General features: G+C 40.1%; 14 protein-coding genes. 6 read left to right on the forward strand and 8 right to left on the reverse strand.

Annotation, left to right across the window (positions count from 1 at the left end):
• Window positions 1–166 precede the first annotated feature (166 nt).
• From RL70_RS04640 to RL70_RS17210, 3 genes are all read right to left on the reverse strand, one after another.
• Entirely contained in the window at window positions 167–4,996 is a 4,830-nt protein-coding gene (locus RL70_RS04640) for a beta-N-acetylglucosaminidase domain-containing protein (RefSeq protein WP_052245768.1), read from the reverse strand.
• A 488-nt stretch (window positions 4,997–5,484) separates the two neighbouring features.
• Window positions 5,485–6,402, reverse strand: coding sequence for an LCP family protein (locus RL70_RS04645; protein WP_039042224.1), 918 nt, complete (start codon window positions 6,400–6,402; stop codon window positions 5,485–5,487).
• Between the two features lie 352 nt (window positions 6,403–6,754).
• A complete protein-coding gene (locus RL70_RS17210) occupies window positions 6,755–10,246 on the reverse strand; it encodes a right-handed parallel beta-helix repeat-containing protein (protein WP_052245769.1) in 3,492 nt (1,163 codons plus the stop codon).
• 535 nt (window positions 10,247–10,781) lie between these two features.
• On the opposite strand from RL70_RS17210, the gene RL70_RS04655 reads away from it, so the two are divergent.
• Together RL70_RS04655 and RL70_RS04660 are read left to right on the forward strand one after the other, a co-directional pair.
• Window positions 10,782–11,588 (forward strand): serine hydrolase, encoded by an 807-nt coding sequence (locus RL70_RS04655; protein WP_039042225.1) that lies wholly within the window; start codon window positions 10,782–10,784, stop codon window positions 11,586–11,588.
• A 59-nt stretch (window positions 11,589–11,647) separates the two neighbouring features.
• Window positions 11,648–12,151, forward strand: a complete 504-nt coding sequence (locus RL70_RS04660; protein WP_231567229.1) for a hypothetical protein — start codon at window positions 11,648–11,650, stop codon at window positions 12,149–12,151.
• A gap of 330 nt (window positions 12,152–12,481) precedes the next feature.
• On the opposite strand, the gene RL70_RS04665 is transcribed toward RL70_RS04660, so the two are convergent.
• Complete coding sequence (locus RL70_RS04665; RefSeq protein WP_052245770.1) at window positions 12,482–13,861, reverse strand: sigma-54-dependent Fis family transcriptional regulator; 1,380 nt, start codon at window positions 13,859–13,861, stop codon at window positions 12,482–12,484.
• A gap of 195 nt (window positions 13,862–14,056) precedes the next feature.
• Between RL70_RS04665 and RL70_RS04670 the strand changes: the two genes are divergently transcribed.
• The 3 genes from RL70_RS04670 (at window position 14,057) to brnQ (ending at window position 17,500) form a co-directional block, all read left to right on the forward strand.
• The gene (locus RL70_RS04670) at window positions 14,057–15,040 is read left to right on the forward strand and encodes a proline racemase family protein (protein WP_156137894.1); all 984 of its coding nucleotides are present in this window, start codon (window positions 14,057–14,059) and stop codon (window positions 15,038–15,040) included.
• 66 nt (window positions 15,041–15,106) lie between these two features.
• Window positions 15,107–16,090 (forward strand): proline dehydrogenase family protein, encoded by a 984-nt coding sequence (locus RL70_RS04675; RefSeq protein ID WP_039042226.1) that lies wholly within the window; start codon window positions 15,107–15,109, stop codon window positions 16,088–16,090.
• A gap of 57 nt (window positions 16,091–16,147) precedes the next feature.
• Window positions 16,148–17,500 carry a branched-chain amino acid transport system II carrier protein gene (gene brnQ / locus RL70_RS04680; protein WP_039042227.1) on the forward strand — a complete coding sequence of 451 codons (1,353 nt, stop codon included), beginning with the start codon at window positions 16,148–16,150 and terminating at the stop codon, window positions 17,498–17,500.
• A gap of 370 nt (window positions 17,501–17,870) precedes the next feature.
• Here the strand turns inward: brnQ and RL70_RS04685 are convergent, their stop codons facing one another.
• The 4 genes from RL70_RS04685 to RL70_RS04700 all read right to left on the reverse strand — a co-directional run bounded on the left by RL70_RS04685 (window position 17,871) and on the right by RL70_RS04700 (window position 25,360).
• A complete protein-coding gene (locus tag RL70_RS04685; RefSeq protein ID WP_052245771.1) occupies window positions 17,871–18,560 on the reverse strand; it encodes a uracil-DNA glycosylase family protein in 690 nt (229 codons plus the stop codon).
• 483 nt (window positions 18,561–19,043) lie between these two features.
• Window positions 19,044–20,576 (reverse strand): hypothetical protein, encoded by a 1,533-nt coding sequence (locus RL70_RS04690; protein ID WP_052245772.1) that lies wholly within the window; start codon window positions 20,574–20,576, stop codon window positions 19,044–19,046.
• On the reverse strand, window positions 20,573–22,261 hold the full coding sequence (locus RL70_RS17215; protein ID WP_052245773.1) for a hypothetical protein: 1,689 nt from the start codon (window positions 22,259–22,261) through the stop codon (window positions 20,573–20,575). The genes RL70_RS04690 and RL70_RS17215 overlap by 4 nt, the downstream gene beginning before the upstream one ends.
• Window positions 22,262–23,020: 759 nt before the next feature.
• Entirely contained in the window at window positions 23,021–25,360 is a 2,340-nt protein-coding gene (locus RL70_RS04700; RefSeq protein ID WP_039042228.1) for an AAA family ATPase, read from the reverse strand.
• 458 nt (window positions 25,361–25,818) lie between these two features.
• On the opposite strand from RL70_RS04700, the gene RL70_RS04705 reads away from it, so the two are divergent.
• Window positions 25,819–26,739: a LysR family transcriptional regulator gene (locus tag RL70_RS04705; protein ID WP_039042229.1), complete on the forward strand. Its 921-nt coding sequence runs from the start codon at window positions 25,819–25,821 to the stop codon at window positions 26,737–26,739.
• Window positions 26,740–26,793 lie beyond the last annotated feature (54 nt).

Raw genomic sequence — 26,793 nt, forward strand, 5'->3', positions numbered from 1 at the left:
TTCTCGTATTACTAGCTCTCTTGTTAATCGCTTTGTGTAAATCCGACAGCAAAAATCCCTATCTAGCAATGTATTATCAGCTAGTTAGGGATTTTACCTACTCAATATTATTTAGCATAGATCCAATATACAACGCATGATTCACAAATTTTTTTCGAATCTGACTCTATCTATCTAACCGTCTTTCTATTAGCACATCTGCACCTTCTGTAAGTCCTTGATGAGCTACTTCAGTAATTTGTTTCTTTCTCAATTGCTTGTCCAACAGAGTTTTGAATTTATTTAATTCCTTAATGACTTTCTTATTTCGTTTTTCATCTTCCTCCTTTTGTTTGTCTTTGTCCTTGTCTTTGTCTTTGTCTTTGTCTTTGTTTTTTCCTTTATTATCTTCCTTCTCGATTTTACCTATCTGCTTTTCTAAATCTTTCACAACTTTCTTATCTAAAATATCATCCGACTCTTTGTATTGTGCAACTAGCACATAGAGATCGGCTATTTCAGTGATAGGTTGAGATGGTACTTTTTCTACAGTGATAGTTGCAGTTTTCATTACTGTTTCTACTCCGTCTTCCGCCAACGTAAATGTAACTTCGTAAGTGCCAGGTGCGTTATGATCAAAACCACCCGCGTCGATTACGACAGATTGAGTTGCATCGTTTCCTTTTGAATCTATGGCAACTGTAATCAGTGCGCGTAAATCCAACTCTTCTCCAGCTAAAATCGTTGCGTTTTCAACTTCTAATGCAAGCGTCACAGGATTGACTACTAGATTGTCCAATGCTGTCGTTAGGTTAGCTCTCGCTTGATCCACTTCTAATTGAGTTGCTGACGCTTTCTTATTGACATCTTTCGCTGTGAGCAATGCTTCACTTAGTACATTCCAGCTTTCCGCAGTATAGTCCGCCTGATCTTTCTTCTCGGCTTCTGCGATGGCCGAAGCGAGTGCTGTTTTATCAACCTTCTCAACTAAATCTTTGTTAGTTGAAATATTCACTTCATAGATGAGAGGCTGGACATCTCCCCATGACAATTTAATTTCAAAAATATTGTCATACGATGAATTATAGAAGGTATTTAAACTGCTATCCAAAGTCCCAAGTCTCACCCATTCGTCCTCACCGACTCTTGCACTTACGGTAGCATTGGAAATATTTTTTGAGCCTTGCACGATTGTAATTGCTGTCGCATCTGTCTTTTCTGATAAACGATATATCAAAGATCCATCAGTTCGGTCGGTCATGTTAGGCTTGAACGCTGTCGTCAAATCACCATCAAATAACTGCCCTGGACCAAATCCTTCTTCTTCAATTGGATCTGCTGCAAATGTTGGGTTGTTCTCTGTCTTCACAAACTCCCCGCCATTAATCAAGATTTCATTGAAATGAGCAAATCGCGCTGGATAGTTGGCTGTGTAAAGAATTCGAATATATTTCGCTTCAATGCTGCCAATCTTTTCGTTCCCAAAATAGTAATTCCCGGGATTTACAGAATCATGGGTGTAGCCATCTTTAATCTTGTCGGAATAATCCGGTTTTCCTCCTGCCATGTTATCTTGACCATCGCCCAATGTTGCGATATCCGTCCATGTTTTGTTATCCATCGACAATTGCACAACCGCATCTCGAATATAGTTACTCTCATTTTCATCGTTGTAAATTCGAAGACTATTAAAGATTCTTGGCTCTCCTACAGAATAGGTAATGTACTCACCTTTTCTTTGGTAGTCCGCGAAAATCGTCTTCGTTCCAAGCTTTTTATCAAACAAATTAAGAAGTGTACCTTTCTTTCTAGAGTCGTTTTCCGACCAGTTTGGTGCAGTTCCCATAGTCGTTTCAACAAACTCCGGCCCGTGAATTTCTTTTGATGAAACATTGAATTCATCCAAGTTGAAAGTAATTGCTTCATTCGTATTGTTAATAAATTTTACATAACGGGCAATTGTTCCTTCTTGCGGCGTTGTCCATTCCACTGCATTTGCAGAAGCCTGCAGTGTAAGTTTCCCGCTCGTTTCAGACGTATTTACAACATCCAATTCCTTAATGCGTTCTAGTTTCACACCAATATACTCTTCTGGTTGAAGTGTAATGTCCGCTGTTTGATTCAAACTCGTGCTTTCTAGGGAATGCTGAGAAGGAATTCCTTTGTAAGATTCATTGTTTGTATACGTAAACTCAGAATTCGACTTCGCAGACTCTACTTTGATTTCACTAAACTTCAGCCAAACAGGAACGTTCTTCAGATTTTTAACGCGGACATATCGAGCTTCTATACCTGTTAAATCTTCTTCGATTTTATCCATTCCTGAAGCTTTTCCTTTATACTCTTTAAATTTTGAATACGTTACATTGTCCGTCGAGTACTCTAACTGATAGTCTGTCCACTTATCCACATTATCTCTACCGATAGCAAATGACACCTTCCCAATATCTCTTACTTTCGATAAATCCACACCAATATAATCGCCAACAACAGACGTATCTTTTACTGTCCCTGAAGGATTATACCAAGCAAACGTCGTGTCGTTTCCATCAAATAGATTCGCTTCTGTTCCTTGATAGAGTGTGAAATGATCTGGCACCATCAACTTTGATTCCAACTCATCGACTTCATCTTGTTGTTCATTAATGACAATATCTTTAATTCCAAACCAAGTGCCTTCACGTTTTTCTGTTGCAATTAATCGAACACCTTTGACCTTTAAATTCAAGTTTTCGACAGTAGCTTGCGTGACATGACCAAACACTTGTCCATCGACATCAGTCCATGTTGTCCCGTCTACTGTCACCTGCAACTTACTTGCGTTAAATGTATCGTTATTGTTTCCAACTCTCCCTAGTTCAAAGCGAGCTGATTCCAATGTAAACGGCTTCTCATAAAGTACTCCAATATACGTTCCGACCGCGATTGCACTCGGTGTTTTATAGACAACATCCGTGTTCGTATTGTTGTCTAACAGGTTTTTCAAATCTCCAGTTGGTGTGTCCGTACGATTTGTAATGACACGTGCACTGTTCAAGTCTGGATTCACAATGGATTGCACTTTCGATGACACATCGTTCAGTAGTGTCTTCACAAATGGCACGATATGTTGTACGCCGACTTCTGCATATTGATAGTGGTCAATATAGCTGAACGGGTGATTTTTCGAAGCATCAAATGCAGCCTGCCCTTGGCTGTAGTTCTCCCATACCGCAGACTTGTCCCCAGCTTCATGCGCAATTTCTGCTTCCAATAATGAAATCGCAGCATTCGCTGTATCGATTGCACTATCTAACCAGTAAATGATTTGATCACGTGTTCTTGCATTCCCTGGATTCTCTTTATATGTCTGTGCCGCATACAAAATCGTTTCAAATTCTGTAATTAGCTCTGTTGCTTGACCTGTGATTGGTTCTGTTCCAAGTGCTGTTTTAAAAGCATTCAACTTCGGAGCTAATTCAACCGACTCTTCTAGTTTCGCGACACGACCGTCCATGTTTTGGTTGATCATATGTTTCGACAGCTCTTTCAACGCATTCGATGCCTCTGTTTCATTATTGTTGGCGTGGTCCACATAAGCAAAAGCGTCATTCCAGTTTTGGTCTGCTTGTTCAGAACTATCCCATATGTTCCAAGCATAATCTGCATTCGCAAAAATCGCTATTTTACTTGGCTCCGCTTGTTGCATCGGATTGAGCACGATGCCTTCAATGTTTTCTGGATTCACATTAGGCTGAAGGAAAGTCTCATGCCCACCCATGATTAAATGCTGTTTAGAGTTATCCGTACATGGCCAGTTAATCCAAAGATATGGCCCTCTTCCGGCATTTTTAGTAAACGTTGACGTGAAATTATTCGATACTTCTCCCCAAACTTTACCACCTGTTTGGATCACGCTCACAGACTTCGGCAAATCTCTTAGTGTCTGAATTTGTCCGCTTTCTCCCCATCCCATATAATCATTTGGACAGAAAATCATATCCGTGACGAGACCGTCGTAATCAGCTTGTTTCTCTACTAGCCAATTCGTTAAATCCGTCATTAATCGTACGTAAGTTTCCGCTCCTTGAGGAGGAACGCTAGCGTCATCCGCTAAAATACCGAACTTCCTCACTCCCGAATCCATTAATTGCGTAAACTTCTCTTTAATAATCGCTAAATCGTGTTGATAATTTTCTTCTGTATTAAATCGAATCGCGTTATTCATGAACGGATGCAGTGTATACACAAATCGCGTCTTACTTGCATTTCCTGCCTCCGCAAGTCTACTGATCTTCACTAACTCGTCTGGTGTATATAATTCTCTCCATTTACCATTATGTTTAGGATCATCTTTTGGCGCATAAATATATGAATTCATTTTAAAGTCGCCGCCAAAAGTCATGAGGTCCGCACGGTCTTCATTGGACCACGGTTCGCCGTAATACCCTTCGATAAATCCTCTTCCTTTAACATCTGCGTAATCTTTAATGTTTAATTCTTCAATCGAACGGTTCTGCATTTGCTTAAAAATATGCTTAACTGTAGTAACTCCGTAGAAAGCAGAATCGATATCTTTTCCTAGTACGGCAATGACATTATCTTGAACGGAGACCATATTCGCATCAAGCTTCGAGAGAATTGTGTCGTCCGTCAACTGGTTGTCCTTAAAATAGCTGTCGACAGTTTCACCTGATTGGTGAATTCCTACTAAAATATTCGTTTGATCGGCAGCAATCTCTGCAGATTCTGTGAAAGTAAGTTCTTTCGAGGTTAATAGTTCTTCCACTCGATTTTTCGTATATTGGTCTACTTGTGTTTCATAAACAACGTTAACTGAATCGCTCACATCAAATTGCTGTCCACTATACGTAATTTCATGTGGATTTGGATAAATTGTATACGGTTTCATTTCATCCATCGGTTCAGCAGCGTGCACCACTTGAACTCCAGACAAACCGATAGAACCAGCAATTGTACTTACCAACATGAGTAAAGCAACAGCCAAACTTGCAATAGACTTTTTACTCTTCTTCATGCTCCATTCCTCCGTTTCAATTTTGTAATTAATTTCTAGTCACCAACTGGTATATACCAGTTGATAATAGCAATATACCACATGGTGAATAGATAAAGAGGAATAATATATAAATGATTCAGACTACTCAGATTAATGAGGTAGTAAATGCCTATTCACGGAACAAAGGTGAATGTTAAAACAACTAGAAAATTTATGTACAGATATTTATTTCAATTTAAAAGGTGTGAGAAAACAACCATGAATGTTTAAACTAACACTAGAGTTTCACCGAGGTATTAAAAGAGGAGGGCGACGAAAGGTTCTTTGACGATTAAACATTTTGAGTATTTTTCAGCAAAATCGATCAAAATTATAAAATACAAGGAATAAATATAGCCTTCTAGTCAGTTGAATGACTAGAAGGCTACTTTTCAAACGAATACCAAACTGTCAGTTCAGTGTCTGAAATGTACAGTGTAAAATTTTCTTACTGCACATTTAAATCGTTAGCCACCATATTCGGTAATCATATCTTTCGTTTTTGATAACTCATCATCGGGTACCATCAAATACCAAATATCATTAATGAATTTCCCTTGACCTGTCATTTGGTAAGATGTCGTGTCACCGCTCACATTTCTATAGTTCGTCATTAAATTCTGCATATCGGCAAACTGCATATTAGTGACCATGTTTTCCCCAAGAATATCTATCAATTTATGGATTTTCGTTACAGACGTTAAACTTGCGCCACTATCAAGTACACCTTGAATGACTTGACGTTGTCTTTCATTACGTCCCACATCACCTTCCGGGTCCTCTTTACGCATCCGAACATAGGAGAGCGCTTGTTTTCCATCTAGCGTATTCGTACCTTTAGTGAATGTGTGTCCGTCCTGACTAAACTCTAATGCGTTATTCACTGTAATCCCACCAACTGCATCTACTAACTGTTCCAAGCCTTCCATATTCACTCGTACGTAGTAATCCAAGTCAACATCTAAAAAATTTTCTACCGTAGCGACAGACATCTCACTACCTCCAAAAGCATAAGCATGGTTAATTTTATCCTCTATCCCTTTACCGATAATTTCAGTACGACTGTCTCGCGGAATACTAACCAGCTGCATCCTGGAATGCGTGGGATCCAATGTCATGACAATCATCGTATCAGATCGTCCACGGTCGCCTTCGCGTTCGTCAACTCCAAGTAACAATACATTCAACGATTCCCGATTCTCCAGTTTCTTCTTTGTTACTTCGGTATCAATCGCTTCTACAGGTTCATGACTCGTTTCATTAACTGTAGATTTAATAGAGCTATAAACCGTAAATAAGTAAATTCCGATACTAGCAACCAATACAAATACGATGAGAAGCGAGATCCAAAACCACTTTAATTTACTATGTTTCTTCTTTACCAACTAGTTCATCTCCTAATTATTCTGTCTTCCAAAAAAATTCTTGTAGATAATCTCCACTAAACATTTACAAAACGTTCTGACTCGAGCATCCATTTGACAAGACCCGTTTTTATAAAATTAACACCTATAATAATGAGTAAGACAGAATTAGGATGAATGAGAGACAAGCCCTACTTACAGGATAGGCAATTAGGTTTTTATTAACGAAAACTTTGAGTGTTAGTTATCAACACTGTTGAATTCAACTTGATAGTTACAATACTTGAAAAGTACGCAATGCGCGAAACAAACGTGAATGTTAAAACAAACACGCAAGTTTCATACACAGGTGTGATTTTTCCACCTAGGCAAATCAGCTCTCCAATAAAACCAAATCATCTCTTGTAATTTCCTTTTCCAGCACGTTACTCAACTGGTTGCTACTCGCTACTGCCAGGCGGTAGTCGACTTTTCGTGTCATTTCTTTCGCCATCTTCTTAGCGAGACCTGCATTCCCAAAGGTTTCGTCCCTTCTTTCATAGATGTCCTGGTAATGTCGAACCAGCGCATCCTTCGCTTCGACCGTTATGCCATATCCTTGAATGTAGAGCTCGGTAATCTCCATCAGTTCTTCTGGAGTATAGTCTTCAAAATGTAAGGTGAGACCGAAACGGCGACGCAGTCCTGCGTTACTGTCCAGGAAGCTGTTCATTTCTTTTTCATAGCCAGCCGCAATCAGCAAGAACTCTCCTTGTCTATCGGACATCTGTTTCAGCAGTACTTCCACTGCTTTTTTTCCGTAGTCATTCTCTCCGCCGCCCGCTAATGTGTAAGCTTCATCGATGAACAGTGCACTCCCCATTGCCCGCTCAATCTGGTCTGCTGTACGCTTTTCCGTTTCACCAATATGCGAACCGACTAAATCGCTGCGATCCACTTCAATCAGTTCGCCTCTTTCAAGTAATCCAAGCGCTTGGTAGATTCCTGCAAGTACGCGAGCAATCTCGGTTTTGCCTGTCCCAGGTTTTCCAATCAGCAGTGTATGGTTCATCAACTTATCGGCTGTATGGTTTTCTCTTTTGTAATACCTCATCAATTCAATCATTTCATCGATTTCAGCTTTCACTGTCTCAAGACCGATAAATTGATGGAGTTCCGCTCTTTTCTTTTCCAGTAGTTCCTCGTCAATCGGAACTTCGTAACTCTTTACATCACGCTCTTTCACTACTTGAAGAACGTCTTCTTGTTCAAAAGTCGTCAATAACTCTTCAGTCCATTGATTTCGTGGGAACTTCGCAATTCTTAGGGACTGGGCTAACCCGATTTGATCGGAAAGCGTGCGTACCATTCGGGCATTACTAAACGTCTGGTCTCGCTTGCGATATCGTTCAACGAACTCATCATGTATGGCCTGTTTGGCAGCATTGGTTACCGAATAGCTACCTTCACACTTGGATAAGAATATTTTCATCAACTCATCAGGCGTATAGTCCTGGAAGTGAATCTTTTCTGTAAATCGATCCTTCAATCCTGGATTCGAGGATAAGAACTGATTCATGTCCTCCGTATAGCCTGCTGCAATGACAATGAATTCACCACGATGGTTTTCCATTGCAGGAAGTAATGTATCGATTACCTTTTTTCCGTAATCGTTGCTTGAGTTCTTTCCTGCTGTAAGCGTATAGGCCTCGTCAATGAAGAGAACCCCGCCCATCGCTTCTTTGATTTTCAGCTTTGTTAATTCCTCAGAACTCCCTACGTGAGTTCCAACCAGATCCTCCCGTTTCACTTCAACAAGATGCCCTTTCGGCAAGAGGCCAAGCCACTTAAAAAAACCTCCCATAAGTCGTGCAATGGTTGTTTTCCCAGTGCCTGGATTTCCTTGAAAGATCATATGAGGTGCTGCCAGCTCAATAGTTTTCAACCCGCGTTCCGATTTGAAGTGGTTGATCTCCACTAGATTCATCATATCGCGTAGTTTGTCTTTCACGTCTTCAAGACCAATGAATTCATCCAGTTCACTCATTAAGAGGTTAAGCATCTCTGGATTACTAAAGGCTACGTTTGCTTCACTCTGTCCCTTTAGTACTCTTACACTAGGTCCGTCAGCCACCTGAGGGATTGACAATTCCGTATTTTTCAATACTGGTTCGCTGTTATCCAGCCGTTTCAAATCTCCCGCACGATTGTTGTCGAAGTGGCAGTCTTCAAGTACAGGAGTCGATTTCTCCAGCTGTAATCCCGCTTTCATTCCGTTCATCACTTGCATCGATTTGAAGATAGAAGTAGAGCAATCTTGCAAAATGATTTGGTCCGCGCGATGACCACGGACTCTAGTATCCGTTATTTCAACATGTACCACCTTACTCAACGACAATCCAGACGAGCTGCCATCATATAGTTCACACTCCGTCAGCAAAACTTCAGCAGATTTCGTTGCGCTCACTTGTGCTCTTTTATGATTAAACAATACCGTCCGTTCCAGTGAAATGGTTGTCCCCGGTCCAGCAAGCACTCCATTCTTTTCTCCACTTGAAATCCTGCAATCTGTAATTTCCGCCTTCGCATCGGAACTCAGTAAGATGTTCGACCCTTTATGCCCCATGAGAACACAGTTAGCGACTTCAATTGTCGATTGCTTAGCTGACACGCCCGCACTTTTTCCACTCTTCACTTCAGTTGCCGAAAGGATTAATTCTGATTGTTCGGCAGCAAAAATCTGTATATCACCGTGATGACTGACCTGCGAATCAGATATCTTCACTTGACTGCCAGCTGAATAAATTCCTTTGCTTTTCCCATTTTCAATTTCGCAACCTAGGATTATTAATTTACTTTTTTCAGATGTAGACAGCTGCGTCATCTGATTGTACTTCACCGCGGATTCGATGATTGTACAAGTAGAATTCACACAAACGATTCCTCGTGCTTCCCCTGAAAGAAACTGAGTTCGTTGAATCGAAACATTGCTTTGTTCAATACAGTTCAGCTGATCACCTTTTTGTCCTTTAAACAGCGAATCTGAGATTTCAACAGAAGAGCCCTTGATTGTCATCCCCACGGATTCTCCGTTTTCAAACTTACTGGATTTCATTTCAAAATTCGACCCATTCACAAGAACAACATGAGCTAGATTTTGCATAGTAAAGGTACAGTTTTTCATTACCCCTTTTGATTGATCACAAGAAATCCCGTCTGATTTCCCAAAATAGAAATTCGTCTGTTCCAAATCCAAAAAGCTGTCATTTTCTAAATAAATTTGCGAGCCGCTATTTTCTATGAAGGAACTCTTTGTAATCGTGCATCGACTGCCGCCTGTCAGGCTAATTCCTTCTTCCTGACCGCTTAAAATTCCGCAATCTGTTAGGGAGAGTTCCCCTAAATCACGCACAGAAATCTGTGCCTTCTCGATGGTTTCTTCTACTATACAATCGAACAGAGTCAAGCGCCCAGACACTTCGATGCCCTGAATATTCTTCTTAAAAATCGTATGCTCTGCCGATACTTTTGCAGATGCACCAACTCGCATAGGAATTCCTTGAATCTCAGAGAAAAGACAGTGGTGAAGAGTTAACTGCCCTGACTCAATATGAAGTCCATACTCAATCGGCGTAGTGCCGCCTCTGACAGAAATCGATTCAAATCGCACTTCTTCGATTGCCGCGACATGAACACCGCCTGTTATACAAACTGAACGAGCATCCCCGCTTGAACTACGAAGAATAAGCGGCTTATTGATGGCCACATATTCTTCGTAGATCCCATCATCAATTTTCACTGTATCTCCTGGCAGAGCTACCTGAATTGCCGAATTGATTGTTTGATAGCCTGAAACATGATGCTCAGAAACGTTAATAATCGCCATGTAGCTTTCCTCCTTTCTCTAGTTAAATTCATTCAGTCTGCGTACTATGTATTTCACCGTTTTTTCACACTGTTCTGGTACTCATGCCGAAGTACTGCTTACCCATATGTATAGAGCAGACATAAAAAAAGACACTGTAAAAGTTACAGTTCTCTGACCTATCTCATTCCTATATCACCCGAGAAATATATCTTCAGTTTAGCATATTATTCAGCATGGAGGCAGTGCGACATCCTTCTCGTGAAGTTCTCATATTGCTATAAGTGAATTATATTAACGTTCAGAGATTTTCAATCAAAACTGTTATAATACCTGCCTTGTTGCGCTGTAAAACAACAAGGCCTCACGATTTATCAATGATTACAGATACGAATTGTAAGTAGTCATAGTGCACACTCAAAGTTTCCCAAAAAGGTAGAGCTTTTTCATCTTCCGGATGCTACGATTAACGCAATAGATAAAGCGCAATTCAGAATTCAATAATTAAATGAGTTCGAATTTTGCTGTTTCACACTCTAATGGGCAGGTGAATGATATGAATTATATACAATTAAAAGAAGAACTAGACAGAATCGCTAATAACGCAGTGGGAGACGTATCGATATACGCAACTACGCCTGAAGGGGTGATTGCTATACGGGAGGATGAAGTGAAGCGATCTGCAAGCATTTTGAAAGTACCGGTCGCCATGGCATGTCTTGCGGCAGCGGACCGAGGAGAGATTGACTTGGATACCCTGTTAAAAATAGAGGAACCTGTCGGAGGATCTGGAGTTTTAGCGTATATGAGCGGTATGGAACAGATAACATTGCGGAATGCCCTGACCTTGTCCATCATTGTCTCAGATAATACTGCAGCGAACCTCGTCATTGAACACGTAGGAATTGAGCGCATCCAGAAATTCTTCAAACACGTCGGTGCCACTCACTCGCAGCTGACAAGGAAATTTATGGACTATGACGCACTTGCCCGAGGTCTTGAAAATGTTGCAACAGCAAAAGACATGGTCCGTTTCCTTATGTGTCTGGATCCATCAAGTGAAAACCTATCACTGACAAGTAAACAACAATTGAAAACAATCATGCGTGACCAGCAGCTGATTGACAAGCTCCCTGCCTTCCAGCCGATTTTCGATGAAACGCTTATCATCGGAAACAAAACCGGCACACTCCCTGGTGTCGAACACGACATCGCCTACTTTGAAAACGGTGAAAGGTGCGTCAACATCGCCGTACTGACGACAGATTGGGAATATAACCACGATGGTCAGCAGACCCTTGCTCAAATCGGTAAATCGATCATTAAGTATCTTCAGACAGGCTTAAAAAGTGTTAACTCGTGAAACACCTATAGTTTTATTATAGACCTACTAATAAAGAACACTTAGAAAGGTTGTCGATTATGATGCAAGTGGCTAAAGCGCATTTAGTTCAACTTCAATGGGAGGGGCCGTATAAACTAGCGGATATTCCATCCTTGAATCATGAAGAATGGGATTATGGAATTTATCAAATTTATGGAAAGCACCCTGTTTACGGAAGCGACGTTTTACTGTATATCGGTAAAGCAGATCTTCAAACTCTAGGAAAAAGAATATCACAGGAAAATTGGCTCGATACAAACGACTCCAATAATACTAAAATTTATGTTGGAAGATTACATGGACCGGTAAATAAAAGTGAAGAAGAATGGTCAGTGGAGATTGTATTAGCGGAGCGCTTATTAATTTATGTCCATAAGCCCGCTTATAATGCTAGAAGTATTACTTCACTTCCCGATTCAAAATTGCAAGATATGCACCTGCTTAATTGGGGGCATCATAGAGATTTACTACCTGAAGTTTCTGGATTACGATGGACGCAAAAGCTTGAACATTTACCATACGAAATGTACAAGTTAATCTAAGGTTATCATTTATAGAAATGTTCATACATGTGAATCTACTATAACAGCGCCGATTCAACCCTTCGCAATCTCCAAGCTAACATTTTAGTTTTATATTTGTTCTTTTATACATTGAATTCGCTTTCAAAAGGATAGGTTGGGTGACGCAAACAAAGTAATGCATCCATTTCAGGGATAACGAATCGATTTTTTTAAAAGTAAGTCAATCTTATAGCTTCCAAAAGACCATCCCTGAACTAACGAAAGAAATAGAGGGAATAGATATTTGTATAATGCATAAACAGCACTTTTCCGAATACTTGTTCATCCTATTTGTGTGGTGCACAGCGCTTACTCGATATTGTATTGCTTAATTTTATTATAAAGGCTCACTCTCGAGATACCCAATTTTTTTGCCGCAGCACTTTTATTTCCGAAAGTTTCTAGTAACGTTTCTTTAATTCTATCGCACTCTAATAATGCTTTTTCCTGTGCCAAGCCCTCTTTATTTAGTGCATTGTTCATGGTAACCGGAATTATGTCTATTAGATCCTCTGCATGTATAGTAGGTTTATCAATAAAAATAATCATTCTTTCTACAATATTACGCAGTTCTCTAATATTACCTGGCCATTGATAATTTTTAAACATATCCATTGCACTATCCAACAGACTAGGCCGTTCTCTATTATATTTTGTAGAAAACTCATGAACTAAGCTATCTACTAAGTCTGAAATATCTTCAATCCTCTCCCGAAGTGGAGGTACGTTCAAAGATACGACATTTAATCGATAAAACAGGTCCTCTCGAAATAATCCTTTTTTAACCATGCTTTCCATGTCGCTATTGGTTGCTGCTACAATTCTAATGTCAACTTTTCTTGAGGTCACTCCTCCTATACGGGATACCTCCCTCTCTTGCAAGACCCTTAATAACTTCACCTGCATATCCAATGGTAACATTCCTACTTCATCCAGGAATAATGTGCCACCATCTGCCATTTCCACTTTTCCGGGTTTACCATCCTTGTTAGCACCTGTAAATGCTCCTTTTTCATAGCCAAAGAATTCGCTTTCAAAAAGTGCTTCCGGGATAGCCCCACAGTTAATGGGGATAAACGGTTCCTCTTTTCTAAGACTAGCTTCATGCAGACCTTTCGCAAACAGTTCTTTACCTACTCCACTTTCCCCTTGTATAAGTACTGTCGCATCCGTTTTAGCTACTTTTTGTGTTAACTCTTTTGCAGTTTGTATAGCGACACCCTTTCCAATAATTCCAGATAGCGGACCCATTTGTTCTTGTAAGTTGTATTGCTGTTTGATTTTTTGCAACTCATTGGTTGTTAAGGCTAGCTTGTCATTCAGTTTTACAATACTTGTTATATCTTGATCGATTGAAATAGCTCCAATTAGATTTCCTTGTTCATCAAAAATTGGAGATGAACTGATTAATACGTGTTTATCTGGTCTTGGAAGATGATAGACATTACTAACCTTTTCTTTTGTTTCGAGGATCTCTACTATTTTCAAGTCTTCCTTTTTGAAGAAGTTGATGATTTTTTTATTCCTAATGGTAGTTAGCGGAATACCATACATTTGCTCTGCTTGAGAGTTCCAATACTCTACTTCCCCTAGTGTGTTAATAATTATTATTGCATCTGAACTCGTTTCAATTAATGTATTTAAGTAATGAAATAAATGCTTACTTGGAGTTTTAACTATTTTACTCACCCTTTTTCAATAATAATGATTGTGCATTATCGTTGTATTTACATAATTGTAAACATACTGTACACTTTTCATTTTACGGAGTATGAAAAGATATTGCAATATAAGCGTTAGACACATTTCGACAAGTTGGCACACATCTTGCAAATAGAGATTATTGAAGAACTAATTCATCTATTTGGGAGGTATTGAAATCTAGTGGTCATACTAAAAAATTATATCGAAACGATTGATGCCCATACGATGGGTGAAGCAGCTAGAATTGTAATAGAAGGGATTCCAGAAATCGTTGGAGATACTATGATGCAAAAGAAAATTTATATGCAATCTGAAATGGATTCTATAAGAAAATTACTGATGCATGAGCCAAGAGGGCATTTAAATATGTTTGGAGCAATTTTAACTGATCCTTGCAATGAAGAATGCGATTTGGGAGTTATGTTTATGGATAGTGGCGGTTATCTGAACATGTGTGGTCATGGAACAATCGCATCAGTGACTGTGGCCATCAATAATGGCTTGATAGCAAAAAAAGAAAAAGTGTTACTGGATACACCATCTGGAATTGTTGAATGCCATATTGCTTACGAAAATGATCGGGTTAAGGAGGTTTCTTTCATTAACGTTCCTGCATTTGTTTTGAAAAAGAATGTAAGCGTTTCACTAAAAGGAATCGGTACTATCTCTATGGACATCGCATTCGGCGGAAGCTTTTTTGCCATCGTCGATGCGAAACAATTCAATTTCGAACTAATCATTGAGGAACAGGATAAGATAGCCGCACTTGGAATGGAAATCCGAAAAGCCGCTAATGAGCAATTAAACATAATGCACCCGGGAATCCCGGAAATAAACACAATCGATCTTGTAGAATTCACCATGGAAGTGAAAAAAAATCATTTCCGAAACACAGTTGTTTTTGGTGATGGTCAAGTCGATAGATCACCTTGTGGGACAGGTACCTGTGCTAAACTCGCCACTTTAAATCTCAAAAAAAATGAAACAATCATCCAAGAGAGTATTATCGATTCAAAATTCAAAGGAGAAATCGTCGGTTATACCACTGTAAACGGTATTGATGCGATTATTCCCAAAATCACAGGTTCTGCTTGGATAACGGGAATCCATAAGTTTTCAATTGATGCAACAGATCCGTATAGAGAAGGCTTTTTATTGAAATAAAGAAGTTGTAGTAACACTTCTTGAGTAAAAAAATGAGTGTACACTAAGTTATTGGAGGAATGGAAAATGGGTGTAACAAGAGACTTTTTTATGATGCTTTCACAAAATAAGGTGTTAAATAGTGGTGCCAAACGGTGGGGATTAAAGTTAGGTGCCCATACGGTTGTAGCAGGTACAACTATTCCAGAAATGATTAAAAGTGTTCACCAGTTAAACCAAAAAGGCATATCAGTTACGATTGATAACTTAGGTGAATTTGTATTTGAAAAACAGGAAGCAATTGACGCAAAAGTACAGATTCTCGAGGTTATCGATGCGATACATGAATATAACTTGGATGCACATATTTCGCTGAAACCTACCCAGCTTGGATTGGATATTGAATATCAATTTTGTTTGAATAATCTTAGAGAAATCGTTACCAAAGCGAATGAATATAATATATTTATAAACTTTGACATGGAAGATCACGGTCATTTGCAGCCTTCATTCAATTTGCTCGATGAACTTTCAAAAGACTATTCGAATATTGGAACTGTCATTCAAGCCTATTTCTATCAAGCTGAAGCAGATATTGAAAAGTACAAGGATTACCGTTTACGTATTGTAAAAGGAGCTTACAAGGAGCCTGCGAACTTAGCTTTTCAAGACAAAAAAGAAATCGATCAGAACTATATCAAGCTGATTGAGTACCACTTGCTAAATGGTAAATTCACATCTATTGCAACGCACGATCATCATGTCATTAATCATGTTAAAAAGTTTGTAGAAGAACATAATATTCCAAAAGATAAATTTGAATTCCAGATGCTCTATGGATTTAGAAAAGAATTGCAGCTCGAACTTGCGGGTGAGGGATATAATTTCTGTACATATGTCCCATTCGGCATTGATTGGTACGGCTATTTCATGCGTCGTTTAGCAGAACGTCCACAAAACCTTAATCTTGTCGCTAAACAAGTATTCAATAAAAAAACTAATACATTAATTGGAATTGGAACAACAGCATTTCTACTGGGGAGAATAAGCAAGAAGAATATTAATAAGTAAATCGTACAAAGGGATATGAGATGTATGCTCACATTTACAACTTAAGGGGGAACAAGGATGGAGACAAAGGTACCATTCTCAAAAATAATCATCATTGGTTTTATGCTTTTTGCTATGTTCTTAGGGGCAGGTAATGTTATATTCGCTCCGATGCTCGGTCAAGAGGCTGGAACAAACACGTGGATTGCCATGAGCGGCTTCTTAATAACAGGAGTTGGACTAGTCTTTCTTGCAATTATCGCGTTAACACGCGGAGGAGGGACAGTAGAAAAACTTGCTGGAAGGGTACATCCTCTATTCGCTACTGTATTTTCCGTCCTACTCTTTTTGACGCTTGGCCCTATTTATGTGATACCCCGAACAACATCTGTCGTTTTTGAAATTGGTATAAATCCATTAGTCCAAACAGAATCGAGTAAAGGTGTCTATTTATTTATTTTCTCTTTGCTATTCATTATAATTACCATCATTCTCTCGTGGAATACGACAAAATTTGTAGACCGATTAGGTAAAGTAATAACGCCTATATTTATCGTATTATTAGTAGGTTTAGTTGCCAAGTCCATTTTAACACCTATGGGAGTCTTCGGAGAGCCTAAAGGAGAATATATTACGGCTCCTTTCTTAAAAGGATTTACACAAGGATATTATACAATGGATGTTCTTGCAGCTTTTGTATTTGGTGGTATATTCATTAAGTCCATCAGCTCACTGGGCATTAAATCTGAAAAGGCGGTCTCCAAAGTATTTATCAAAGCTGGGCTAATTACAGTAGTCGGGTTGGTTGCATTACAAGTTTCCATGGCCTGGATAGGTGCTTCTAGCATAAATTTAATTGGATATAAAGAAAACGGCGGAGAAGTTTTGGCTCAAAGCGCCATAGCCCTATTTGGACAAATTGGAATTTATATCATCGGAATCGTCATTCTATTAACTGGTATTACAACAAATGTTGCTTGTTTAGCTGCCGTTTCGGAGTATTTCGAAAGGATTATTCCATCTATCAGTTATAAGAAGTGGTTAATTGTCTTTGCTCTTTTAGGTCTAGTCATTACAAACTTTGGACTGACTACTATTTTGACACTAGCATCTCCTATTTTGCTTTTACTATATCCTTTAGCAATTGCTTTAATCGTTTTAATATTTACAAATAACTTGTTTGATGGCCACCAGTCGGTTTATGTGGGTACCGTAATTGGTGCTGGATTTGTCGCAATTCTGGATGCGCTAAAGGATGCAAACATCGCAACAGAATCAATTAATAGTGTTTTCAATTTCATACCGCTATTTGAAAATGGCGCTGGATGGATTATCACAGGTGCCCTCGGGTTTTTTATAGGTTTAATAGTTGCAAAAACAAGGAAAGAACCAATCTCAATAATCAATATCGCAGGAGAAGAAGTTGGATGAACTTCTCGTTATGTCTGATTAGCTGAACATGAGAGCAAGTCTCCTACCAGAATAATTGTCTTAGACTTTTGAGTTATTAAGCTTTTTAAGGTACCTATGTATGAATACTACGCGGATGCTTAAATAAATCCCGTAGTTCATGCACAGCTACCTTAAAACTGAAGGAAAATATGAAAAAAAGTTTGACGAAAACGGAATTTCTATCTTAGTGATCCCGAAATCCTATTAGACAACTAGGCAGTGTAGCGATTTTTATGTAAAAAAATAAAAATGCCTCCCAGTGTATACCTGGGAGGCTTCTATACTAGGCACGACCACTCAATTGTCAGAATAGAGCATGAATTGTCCGGTGCACAGGAAAATTCCGCCTTTAACTACGGCTAATTCCTTTTCGTTGCAGTCCTGTATACTCTTCGATGCACTTGTGATACCTCATCTGCGTTCTTTTCAGATTCGTAGGAAACGAACCATGAAGAGGGTGAGGAAGTCGCTCTGCGATCGGGTAGTCCAGTTGGCCGTCTTTTACCAGTTGACGGAGAGTTCGTCCCACTTCTTCACTGAGAGGGACAATGAAAGAAGGCTGTACAATTTTCATCTCTTCCACAAAAGACTCGATAAAATGATGTCGAACGTTACGAGGTAGAATATAGTAATTCAAATTTCTTCCGTCACGCTGGAAACCATACCAGGAAAGATTAGTACAATATACAGCATCTTGAAACTCACCTTCTCCATATTCCTCAATGATGGACAGCATGAATTGGGCGGTTCTCTCCTTTTCCTCTCGGTCATGTCCAGGCAGCAGCCGACTAATACCGTGGAAGTCGATGAATGGCACTCCCGTTTTCCCCGCGCCGTATTTACCGGGGTTAATTCCACAAAAGACGATACGATGGCCTGGCTTGGAGTAAAACTTTTTGTAATAAGAGCGGACAAGCTCCGCCTGTTCTGTAAACCCAGGTAATATAGAAATGCGCTCTCGTTCTAACTCCCGTAGCACATCCCCTTCTTCAAGCAGGCGGTCCATAAAAGATAGATGCAAATCGATAATTTTGTCCATTAGTTACCCTCCCTTCTTTCCCAACCAAAATACATCTTCATACCGCTGCTCGCTATCATCTGAATCCTCATGCTATATTTTCTATTTTTTAATAGTATCAGATGCCAATCTAAAATGGTATATTATTCAAACTATTACACGTTGTCCAACTTTCTCAGGCGGGATTGTTAAAATGATCTATGAAAGCACTGGCCTGAGTCTCCCACAACTCATGCAAATTTCTTTGAATTTTTTCCGTATGATACTGCATTCAGGTGTCCGCTATCCAAGAAAGATTAGAGAGCTTCTCAATTCAACTCATATTACTATTCACATAATTGCACCTAAATTGCATAGTACACGAGAAGCTGTTTTACAGCATAGGACTCCCTTTTTCTCCACACAACAAAAACTCTCCCACCACCATTATCCAGCTTTCACTTATCAACAAAAAATAGTCAGAATAGCGCTTTATTTACTTGGTAAATCCTTCACTTAAGTAGATTAAAGCCGTTCCCACTCCTTCTGCACGTCTGCTTCTAACGCGAGCAGGTCTGTCCCTTTTTCTTTATAGAGTGCACGGATTTCGAGCAATGAAATTAGTCCGAAACGCGACCAGGCAGCGAGGTTGATGTGCAAACCGAAGAGAAGGGCGTTGCCTGATGAGCGAATTGCAGCATCTGCAGCATCAACGATACAGAGTGTTCCGTGGCCGACTGATAGCATGCGGCGGAGTTCCGGTTTCGACCCAATGGGCAGCGAGTCTTTCCAAGTTCTTTTATGATACAGCTTACTCTTGAGCGACCAGGCAAGCCGTATGGCCAGTTCGTTAAAGGCCACGGGGATAGCCATCGTCGCACCAAATCGAGCATCATATCCTGCCTCGAAAATCGCGGTTGAAAATTCAGCGAACGTTTTCTTTTTCCCATTTACCGTAATGGCTCCGAAATCGCACAACTGGAAAAGTGAAAAGAATGGAATGGGGATACCCGATCCGCGCCGGCCGTCTTCATGCCCTCTGGTTCCACTCGATCCAGCAGCATCGGACAGCAGGTGTCCCAGCCAATTTGAAAAACCGGCAAACAGTTTCCCCAAAAAACTACCACCTTTCAGTTCGAATTTTTCTGTGCCTTCAACTGGCTCTATCCTCATGATTCTTCCTTCCGCTATAAAGCTCGCTTTTCCGGTAAATTGGTCGAGGATAGAAAAAAACAGACCGACCAAATCGGGTGAATGACCGAGTGACTTCAAATGATGATCACTCGGTCGCATATTTAGATCCAGTCCGCCTGTTTTCAGGTCGCTTGCATACCGCGCATCATAGTTCACCTTGAAACGGCGCTCCAAGTATCCAATAGCCCCCGCTATAGTATCCGGTTCTTTACGCAGATTAGCCCCGTTCTTCTTATCCGAATGCCATACATATTGGCTAAACTTTTTAACCAGCGTATCTGTCTGCGCATCAGTCCAGCCGCCTAGCTTACTTGTAGCTGGCATGCCGACAAAGAAGCTGTCGATCAACCCAGCAGCTGCACCGCAGCAAGCGGCAATCGCGTAATCATATTTATCGCACTTCGGAACAGCCATCTTATAATCTTCCTGGATTGTCCGCTTGAGTTCCGCTTGTTCCCGATCCGTCATCAGCTGTCGGAAGGGATCTGCTTGTAATACAACGTCATGGCGTTGAATATAGGCGTCCGTTGCAGCCAGGTATGCTTCCCAAGAATCGACATCGTTCAGATCAATTGTATCGATACGCTCCGTATCTCCCTCAGGCAGCTTTTCGAATTCCAACGATGCTGGTTGAAAGGCGTTCATTTCAGCGTCCAGCTGTCCATTAAACGTGAACCGCTCTGCCATGGCCAAGAGTTCATCCAACGACTGGCTGTGCGCATCGTTCAAGGAACTGAGCTGTTGGATGTCCGCTTGTGCCCGGTCGATCACCCGATTGGCATTTGTCAGCATATGCTGCTGCGCCACCAATATTTTTCCGCTGTCTCTCATCGTCTTCTGTGAGAGTTTGTCGGACGCCTTCATGTGCGGTCACCGAAAAACCCTTTGGCCTTTGTAGCTGCAGATGCGAATACAGCTTGCGTAACTTTGTTATACTCAATTTGGTCAAACAAACTCTTCAAGTCCTCCGCCTCATTTAGTGTCAAGTCACTTCGCAGTCGGCATTCAGCCTTCGCGGATTCTAAGGCTTCCTCACTTTGTCGTCCCGGTAGCTTTTCTTCGTAGCAAGATTGAATGAAAAGACGCACTTTTTCGAGCGTCGGTTTGTTCGTCAATCCGCTCAAACGGTCGAGATCCAATTTAGCTGGCAGCATGGTGATTACTTTCTCAATCTCGTTTTCTTCTTGCTTCGCTACACTCAATTTCGCACTCCGGCTCAGCATATCCAGCATCGCAGACAATTTTTGGATCCTCTCTGAATTCTCATTGCCTTTTTTCATCTCCACAATTAGCTGCTGGCTGATTCCATTAATATCTTCAATAAGAAATGACAACGACTTTTGTGTATTGCGAATGATGGCCTGAAGCATATACTCCCGCTGCTTATTATTTTGGATATCACTGATGCCGCTCACTTTCTTGATCCCTTGGTAGGTACCGAGACCAACCAGGACTAAGGCTCCGATCCCTGTAAACATGCTCGAAAACCCAAAAATCCCTCCGAATCCCATGGTAGCAAGTCCTGACGTGATACCTGCCGCACTCAGCCCCGCAACCGATCCAGTAAAGTAGACGGCTGCCAGCGGAACACCGACACCGGCCGCTTTTGCAGCAATATCCTTCATCGATTTTGTGATTTGTGAGTCATTTTTTCGATATTTCAATATATCCTCGTCATTCTGGATCGCTGCAATCATAAGGGTAGCTTCCTCTTGCGTGATCGTGAGCGATTCGGCTAACGCTTTCATATACTCATTTTGCTCCCATAGAGTCATATCATTGCGCCGGCCGAACAGGTAGAGGGTGTCTTTAAAGAGTGATTTGCTAAGAAGATCATAGGAACTCTCTTCCACTTCGTTCCTTAGCCTTGCTATAAGCGAATCCATCGGTTGCGCATAAGAAGGATCGATCATATACCCTCTTATGTCCAGTCGGCTGGATGAGGTGATGTCGATTCGGGCAATCAGTGACATGATGTCCATATATTCTTCAACATCTATGACGGAATCATCCAAGTACGCATAGTTGACGACAAGCTTTATGTAATTTCCCTTCACTTGTTCGCTCATCTCAGACAGCGGGGTGGCTTGGGAGCTGTTGACAAACTCCTTCCCCTGGGCTGCCTGCTCAAGAATCCCATTCAGCAATGCGACAAAGCCTCGATAGTTAACGTTCAGCAAATGGGGGGCCATATCTATTGTTTCCCCTGACTTCAAGGTAACTTCCACGTGTTCCATGTTTTTCACCTTTCCAAAGCTCGCTGCTTTTTCAGATGTCCAGTATGCAGCTTTTTCAAGTGCCCCATATTCCAGCTTGATGGGTTTCTCAAAAGCCGCTTTTAGATATACTGCCTCTCCGAGAAACAGACACCCTTCTTTTCCGGTCGATAGAATAGAAGAATCCTTCAGAGCAATGACATGCTCCAGTTCCACTTCCTCTGCATACGACTTCAGCGCACCATTCAGTTTCTTATCTGGAATGGAAGGAGCCGTATAGGTGGCAGCCCCCAATAACTCGATATGATCTTTAATATATTTATGAATTGACATAGCTTCCTCCTTAGTTGGGTATATTTATTCAGTTCAGCATGGTCTATTTCACACAATTTGACTCAATGGGTTCTCGTATAATTGTATCATAGGACATTTGAATTAAATACCTATTTTTGGAAGACATCCACCTCAAGCGGTGCCTGGCATAATTGTGCGGTGCACCCCCAAGGCTTTTAAACCGCACAGACCTTGCTAAAGTCGCAAATTCAAATTTTGTAAAAGTTCGATTCTCTTAGCAACGTTGTTGTAAAGCAATCTTAGGTGAAAACGGATTCTAATGAAACCATCCAAACTTGAAGTCCTACACGTAAAATGGCCTGAAATCGATAATATGACTAATTTTCTATTATTCGTGATCTGGTTGTTGAAATAGAACTCAAAAACCCTCTCAACGTTGCATTGAGGAGGGTTTGTTTTCGTTTCCCAGTTTTCCACATATTCCTGAAAAACAAAATATATTATAGGAATAGCCATCTTGCGTCGAACTCAGCTAGATGGCCACTTAATTGTAAATTGCAGTGCTTTCTTATATGAAAAGTTTCTCCCAACATGCTGTATAGCTGAATGACTATCCAATTGCCAGACTAGAGTCTGAATTGTGCGGGCAGAGCTTTAAAAAGGGATTGTTTAAACAAACACAAAAGTTTCTTGCGCAGGTGCCTTTTAAATAGTCAGATTAGCTTACAAATCAAGTGGTGCACTGCAGCCATTTCATTTTGGAATTGTTCATTGGTTGATCGCTCAGCTTGGGATTTTTTATTTCATTTTTAAGAGAAGGTCTTTCAAGAAGGTATAACGTTTTTTAGGTTTTCTCTCTAGAGCGATTAAGAAGGTTTCTAACTCACCGACAATCGTCAACTCATTTTTGGCACGGGTAATTGCAGTATATAGTAGATTTCTATTCATAAAATGTAGATGAGACCTGGATATTGGTAAGATTATGCTAGGAAATTCAGAACCTTGTGCTTTGTGAACTGAAAAGCAGTATGCAAGTGAGAGTTCCTGTAATTCCTGTTGATAATAAGCAATTTCCCTTCCATCAAAACTAACTATAATCTTTGGCGGATCCTCCACGACTTCCTCAATTCCTGTTATTTCATTCATTTCAATCACTTCAGTGATTGGGATAACTTTTATCACAACTCCTATATCGCCATTCAATACATATTTTTCTTTGTTGTTTTTTAATTGCATAACCCTGTCGTGTAGATGAAATTTATAAAACTGATTTGTAAAACCAGTTGGAACGTGTGGATTTGCAGAAGGGAGTTTGCCTTCATAGAGTAAATTTTGTACATAAGTGTTGATGAAAATAATTCCTTGCTCACCGTTATGGATAGGTGCAATTATTTGTATGTCATCGAAAGAAACTTGTCGATCCAGTGCTGAAAGAATTTCAGTCTCTATTGTTTTGGTAATAGAGTCCCTTTTCACTGACAATAAGTTTACGTCACCACTCGGTGTCAGCAGTTTTTCTGAGATGTCGCCTGTCCGTATAGAAGCTGCTAATTCATTAATAGTAGACTCTTCATGTTGGCGAAATACAGTTTTCAACTCAACTGCAGTGAAAGATTCGGTTTCAATAATATCGACAAAAACGTTTCCTGCTTTAATAGGGGGGAGTTGTTCTTTGTCGCCAACTAAGATTAGTCTGTCCCCTTTATGTAGATGCTCGAGTAATTGACTCATCATAGAGATGTCCATCATCGACATTTCATCAATAATGAACAAACGACCCTCAGTAAACTTGCTCTGTCCTTTTCGAGTCATTAGAAAATGGTGGATGGTTTGTGCCTGAACTTGTGTCAATTCAGTCATGCGTTTGGCAGCACGTCCGGTGGGCGCTAATAGTATCACTTTTTCTTGAAATTGAGTGAAGTGATCCAAGCATTCTAATTCTTTGTATAGCCTAAGTATTAGTTTGAGGATTGTACTTTTTCCTGTGCCTGGTCCACCTGTAATAATAACGACATGATCAATCACTGAAGCTAGTACTGCTAATTGCTGTTCTTCTGATGGTATAAATGGTAGATCGGCTAATAAGACATCAAAAAGATTGAATAGCCTTGTCATATCCTCGGGCTTAAGAGGCTCTCTAATAGAATTTATGTTGGATATTTTTTTTGCTATTGCAAATTCATAATTATAATACTTTGATAAATAAATATTATTCCCTGTTTGATATACTTGTCCGATGTCTGTTGTGAAGTCAAGTAATTCGGTTACATTGTTTGATACCAGCTCTTCTAAATTATTTTCAATTAGCTCTGAAGGATATCGAAGATGGTCTTGGTCGAATAAAATTTTAGAAGCTTTTTGCATTACATATCCTTTGTGTGCATACGTACTTCCTTCTTCCTCGTAAATCTGATGAAGTGTATGCTCGATAGCCCCTTTAATCCGACGGCCATCTTCACCCCTAATATCAATGTGATCTGCGATTTCATCTGCTTTTTTGAACCCTATACCGCGGACCGCATTGGCAAGACAATATGGATTCTCTGTAATTTTTTGAACAGAAGCGTCCCCGTACATTCGGAATATACGTTTCGCCAAGTTTATGGTAATGTTCCACTCGTGAAGTTTAGTAATGATATCTTGCATACCTAAATTTTCTACAATAACCTCTTGTATTGATTCAATAGTTTTCTCTGGAATACCTTTAATATCTCGAAGGATTTCGGGTGTATTGACAATTTTTATTAAGCAGTCTTCACCGAAAGTATCGACAATTTTTATTGCGCGTTTCTTCTTAATTCCATGAAATAATCCAGATCCTAAAAAATCTACGACATGAGCTTTATCTATTGGAATGTCACGAATATATGTATCACATTTGAAAGATTTTCCATATTTCTCCGTTTCCTCTAATTGACCAAAAAATTTATAGACAAAACTGTTCTTTACAGGAGGGTCTGAATGAAGGATCACACGTATGAATTCTGAATCTATGTTAAAGTTTGTCTGGTGAATATGTATCTCACATATACAATAAGGAGACAATGGATTATTAAAATTCGAATAAACCATGTTTACTACAGTTCCAGATACAAATTCGATAGGTATTTTCTTCTCTAGGTTTATAATAACCACCATCCTCTAGTAATATTGGAGGGTTAAAAGTTTGCTTTGCTGTGTCTAAAACAATTGATTATAGTTATTATAGCAAAAAGGCGATTTCGTAATTAGATTAAATAATTGGATTTCCTGTATACGACACAACTCTAGAATGATTCAACATAGTGTCTGTATTGTGCGGTACAAGCCTTTTCAAGCATCCAGCTCAGCAAGATGGTCACTTAATTGTAAATTGTAGTGCTTTCATATATGAAATAATAATGTTTCCCAGCATGCTATATTACTGACAAACTGCTGTTCAGGAATGACTACTAAATTATCATACTAGTATTTCAATTTTACGATGCATAAGCAGACGCTTTGTGTAGTGCACAGCGTTTTTTGACTACTTACAAACCTACAATCCCTACCAAAACCCCCTCACTTCTTGTATAATGAATTCACAAACTATTCCCTCATCACAGGAGTGATCCTTTATGCGTTTCGAACAGTTGAACCACCTGTTATTTGCTGTCCATTATGGTTCGGTGACACGAGCGGCAGAGGCGTTATTTGTTACGCAGTCCGCGTTAAGCCAGTCGATTTCGAGGTTAGAGGAGGAGTTAGGGGTTCAGTTGTTGGTTCGGACAAAAAAAGGAGTGGCAGCAACTCCCGATTCGCATTTTTTCTTGGAGAAGTCCCGCTTGGTCGTAGATGCGCTTGAGGAGATGCGGCGCGAGGCGGCTCGGTTGGATGAGAACTCGAAGATGAGAATCGGAACGGTGAAGGGATTGCATCTTAATTTCTTGATGCCTGCCTTTCTCTCATTTAAGGCAAGCTTTCCCCATCTTTCATTTGAGTATGAAGAAGCCGGCTCCATTTCCATCCGGAATTCTGTGATCAAGCAAAATATCGATATCGGGATTGCCGTGTTGTATGCAGAAACACTTATCCCGCACGAAGAGATTTGTTTTATGCCCATAAAACGAGTCAATTTCTTTGTTTTAGTGGGCAAAGATTCACTGCTAGCCCGCAAGCCTACCATTAGTTTCGAAGATATCTCCAATGAATCGCTTGTTGTCTACGATGGGGAATTTATGAATTGGTTTATGGAAGATCTTTTTAAGAGGAATGGCAACATGAATGTACTGATGAGAACGAATAACGTGGACACAATCAGGGAGACAATCTCTGGGGGGCATGCCATTGCTATAGAGACAGAGAATGAAATTTACAATCCTCTTGTACAGGGGGGCCAGATCATCTCGATTCCTTTTATGGATTCAGGCATTCCAGAAGCTACTCTTGGTTTAATCTATTCTGTCGGGAAGCCGGTCAATGGTGAACGAAAGCAAATTATTCAAATGTTGGAAAAGTATATATCTGAATGGAGCGCCCTGCCCTCTATCCCTCATTGAAGAAAGGAAGAAGCAAGGACGATGTAGCAAACGCATCGTCCTTGCTTCTTCCAT

Source organism: Sporosarcina sp. ZBG7A (assembly GCF_000813425.1).
In the GTDB taxonomy this organism is placed as follows: Bacteria; Bacillota; Bacilli; order Bacillales_A; family Planococcaceae; genus Sporosarcina.